The following is a 225-nucleotide window of genomic DNA, read 5'->3' as shown; positions in this document are numbered from 1 at the left end:
TCGCCGCCATGAGTACCTGTGTCGGATCTCGGTACGGACAGTGTGCTCGCCTTTTCACGGGCTCTAGGTTGGCCTGACTTGCGCGATCCTACCATTCGTTCGCTTCGTGCCATTACGGCTTCCACGAATTTCGATAGTTCGACTGGGCGAAGGCCCAGCTCAGGCGGCCCCAAAGCGTCGGCTTTGAGTGCACACTGGCATAGGAATATTAACCTATTTCCCTGT

1 rRNA gene is annotated in these 225 nt (G+C 56.0%); it reads right to left on the bottom strand.

What is annotated here, in order from left to right:
• Nucleotides 1-225 (bottom strand): 23S ribosomal RNA (locus tag C486_RS21950); the annotation flags it as partial.

The sequence above is a fragment of the Natrinema gari JCM 14663 genome, from assembly GCF_000337175.1.
Taxonomy (GTDB): Archaea; Halobacteriota; Halobacteria; order Halobacteriales; family Natrialbaceae; genus Natrinema; species Natrinema gari.
The sequence above is the reverse complement of the archived record's forward strand: the minus strand, read 5'-3'. Positions and strand labels throughout refer to the sequence as shown.